The sequence below is a fragment of the Flavicella sediminum genome (genome assembly GCF_006381105.1).
In the GTDB taxonomy this organism is placed as follows: Bacteria; Bacteroidota; Bacteroidia; order Flavobacteriales; family Flavobacteriaceae; genus Flavicella; species Flavicella sediminum.
The window spans coordinates 1-3,696 of sequence record NZ_VDET01000012.1 but is presented as its reverse complement, the minus strand read 5'-3'; the positions used below and the strand labels follow the sequence as shown (position 1 = coordinate 3,696).

The window sequence follows — 3,696 nt, the reverse complement described above, 5'->3', positions numbered from 1 at the left end:
ACAACATGAAGCTAAAAACTCAAAACTAATAACTCATATCTAATACTATGGGGGATTAGCTCAGCTGGCTAGAGCGCCTGCCTTGCACGCAGGAGGTCATCGGTTCGACTCCGATATTCTCCACCAAGAGCTATTAGCAATTTTGCTATTAGCCCTTAGCTAAAGGCCAAGCGCCATTAGCTAAAAAACGTTCATTGACATATTGAAATACTGATATCGTAAAAGATACAGAAGTTATATTTTAGAAAACTAAAATTAATAACGAGCTATAATACAATAGAGAGGTATGCATTGCATACCAATAAATATTTAGCCACTAGCTAAAGGCCAAGTGCCAATAGCCAAGAGCTAATAAGTAGCATAAAAGAGCAAAAAGTACAATAAGCTAAGTAAGGGCGTATGGCGGATGCCTAGGCTCTCAGAGGCGATGAAGGACGCGATAAGCTGCGATAAGCTTCGGGGATTTGCACATAAGATTCGATCCGAAGATTTCCGAATGGGACAACCCAGCATGTTGAAGACATGTTACCACGCAAGTGGGGCAAACCCGGTGAACTGAAACATCTAAGTAACCGGAGGAAGAGAAAACAATAGTGATTCCGTTAGTAGTGGCGAGCGAACGCGGAACAGCCCAAACCAGACTTGTTTCGGCAAGTTTGGGGTTGTAGGACCACAATATTTGATGACAAAAGAATTAGAATAAACTGGAAAGTTTAACCATAGAGGGTGATAGTCCCGTATAGGTAATTTTGTTTATTGATAGTGGTATCCTGAGTAGTGCGGGACACGAGTAATCCTGTATGAATCCACCGGGACCATCCGGTAAGGCTAAATACTCCTGAGAGACCGATAGTGAACTAGTACCGTGAGGGAAAGGTGAAAAGAACCCTAAGTAAGGGAGTGAAAGAGATCCTGAAACCGTACGCCTACAAGCGGTCGAAGCACATTTACTGTGTGACGGCGTGCCTTTTGCATAATGAGCCTACGAGTTACTGTTTCTAGCAAGGTTAAGCACTTCAGGTGCGCAGCCGTAGCGAAAGCGAGTCTGAATAGGGCGCATAGTTAGTAGTAGTAGACGCGAAACCTGGTGATCTACCCATGGGCAGGTTGAAGCTGTGGTAACACATAGTGGAGGACCGAACCCGTTGACGTTGAAAAGTCTTGGGATGACCTGTGGGTAGGGGTGAAAGGCCAATCAAACCAGGAAATAGCTCGTACTCCCCGAAATGCATTTAGGTGCAGCGTTGTGGTAAAGTTTATTAGAGGTAGAGCTACTGATTGGATGCGGGGGCTTCACCGCCTACCAATTCCTGACAAACTCCGAATGCTAATAAATATACACAGCAGTGAGGGCATGGGTGCTAAGGTCCATGTCCGAGAGGGAAAGAACCCAGACCATCAGCTAAGGTCCCCAAATATATGTTAAGTTGAACTAACGAGGTTTGTCTGCTTAGACAGCTAGGATGTTGGCTTGGAAGCAGCCATTCATTTAAAGAGTGCGTAACAGCTCACTAGTCGAGCGGACGAGCATGGATAATAATCGGGCATAAACATATTACCGAAGCTATGGATTTAATCTTAGGATTAAGTGGTAGGGGAGCATTGTAGCGGCGCTGAAGGTGTACTGTAAGGTATGCTGGAGCTTCTACAAAAGAAAATGTAGGCATAAGTAACGATAAGGCGGGTGAGAAACCCGCCCACCGAAAGACTAAGGTTTCCTCAGCGATGCTAATCAGCTGAGGGTTAGTCGGGACCTAAGGCGAACCCGAAAGGGGTAGTCGATGGACAACTGGTTAATATTCCAGTACCTGCTCACGCTAAAAGTGACGGAGGCGTATAGTTGGTGCGTACAGACAGAATTGTACGTTGAAGCGAGTGGTAACACCGCGATAGTACAGAGCGACTTCGGTCAATCTGATAATCCAGCGAAGCGACTTCCAAGAAAAACGAGTGAAGCAGCCCGTACCCTAAACCGACACAGGTAGTTGGGAAGAGAATTCTAAGGTGCTCGAGTGATTCATGGCTAAGGAACTAGGCAAAATCGCCCCGTAACTTCGGGAGAAGGGGCGCCCATCTTTAAGATGGGCCGCAGTGAATAGGTCCAGGCGACTGTTTATCAAAAACACAGGGCTCTGCTAAAACGAAAGTTGATGTATAGGGCCTGACACCTGCCCGGTGCTGGAAGGTTAAGTGGAGGAGTTAGCTTCGGCGAAGCTCTCAAATGAAGCCCCAGTAAACGGCGGCCGTAACTATAACGGTCCTAAGGTAGCGAAATTCCTTGTCGGGTAAGTTCCGACCTGCACGAATGGTGCAACGATCTGGACACTGTCTCAGCCATGAGCTCGGTGAAATTGTAGTATCGGTGAAGATGCCGATTACCCGCTACGGGACGAAAAGACCCCGTGAACCTTTACTATAGCTTAGTATTGACTTTGGATAAGTAATGTGTAGGATAGGTGGGAGACATCGATCATGCGTCGCTAGGCGTATGTTAGTCGTCCTTGAAATACCACCCTTTGCTTATCTAGAGCCTAACTCAGAGATGAGGACAGTGCTTGGTGGGTAGTTTGACTGGGGTGGTCGCCTCCAAAAGAGTAACGGAGGCTTCTAAAGGTTCCCTCAGCACGGTTGGTAATCGTGCGTAGAGTGCAATGGCATAAGGGAGCTTGACTGCGAGACCTACAAGTCGATCAGGTACGAAAGTAGAGCATAGTGATCCGGTGGTTCCGCATGGAAGGGCCATCGCTCAAAGGATAAAAGGTACTCCGGGGATAACAGGCTGATCTCCCCCAAGAGCTCACATCGACGGGGGGGTTTGGCACCTCGATGTCGGCTCGTCACATCCTGGGGCTGGAGAAGGTCCCAAGGGTTGGGCTGTTCGCCCATTAAAGTGGCACGCGAGCTGGGTTCAGAACGTCGTGAGACAGTTCGGTCTCTATCTGTAGCGGGCGTTAGAAATTTGCGTGGATCTGACTCTAGTACGAGAGGACCGAGTTGGACTAACCTCTGGTGTATCTGTTGTTCTGCTAAGGGCATTGCAGAGTAGCTACGTTGGGAAGGGATAAGCGCTGAAAGCATATAAGCGCGAAACCCACCACAAGATGAGATTTCTTTTAAGGGTCGTGGAAGATTACCACGTTGATAGGCTATAGGTGTAAAGGCAGTAATGTCATAGCCAAGTAGTACTAATAACCCATAGGCTTATGTACAAAGAACTTCTGCCTAGCAATAGGCAGAAGGGAAACTCTTTATACTACAAACACTCTATAAAAAAAATAGCGATTTACACTTTTACAATATCAACTTTCAATATGTTAATTATATACAGTTTTTGCAGAAAAACTGAGTCAAAAAGAACAAAGACAAAAGTGGAAGGATGCTACCTGATACTTTTTATTTGATACTTTAGACTAATAACCTTAAGGTGGTTATTGCGATAGGGCTCACCTCTTCCCATTCCGAACAGAGAAGTTAAACCTATCAGCGCAGATGGTACTGCCAATGGTGGGAGAGTATGTCACTGCCTTTTTTTAGAATCCTCAATCTTTTAGTAGATTGAGGATTTTTTTTGCGATAAACTTAAGTGAAAACTTGTTTTTGGTAGAAGGTATTGAGTAGCAGGTAACAAGTATCAAGTAGTTGGTAGATGGTAGTTGGTAGTTGGTAGCTAGAAACAAGGGTTAGGATTTTTTTTAA

1 tRNA gene and 2 rRNA genes are annotated in these 3,696 nt (G+C 45.8%); all 3 read left to right on the top strand.

Going from position 1 to position 3,696, the window contains the following annotated elements:
* Positions 1-49: 49 nt before the first annotated feature.
* The 3 genes from FGM02_RS11800 (at position 50) to rrf (ending at position 3,529) form a co-directional block, all read left to right on the top strand.
* Positions 50-126: transfer RNA gene (locus FGM02_RS11800), tRNA-Ala, on the top strand.
* 252 nt (positions 127-378) lie between these two features.
* Positions 379-3,209: ribosomal RNA gene (locus FGM02_RS11795) — 23S ribosomal RNA — on the top strand.
* 211 nt (positions 3,210-3,420) lie between these two features.
* A 5S ribosomal RNA gene (gene rrf / locus FGM02_RS11790) occupies positions 3,421-3,529 on the top strand.
* Positions 3,530-3,696: the final 167 nt, after the last annotated feature.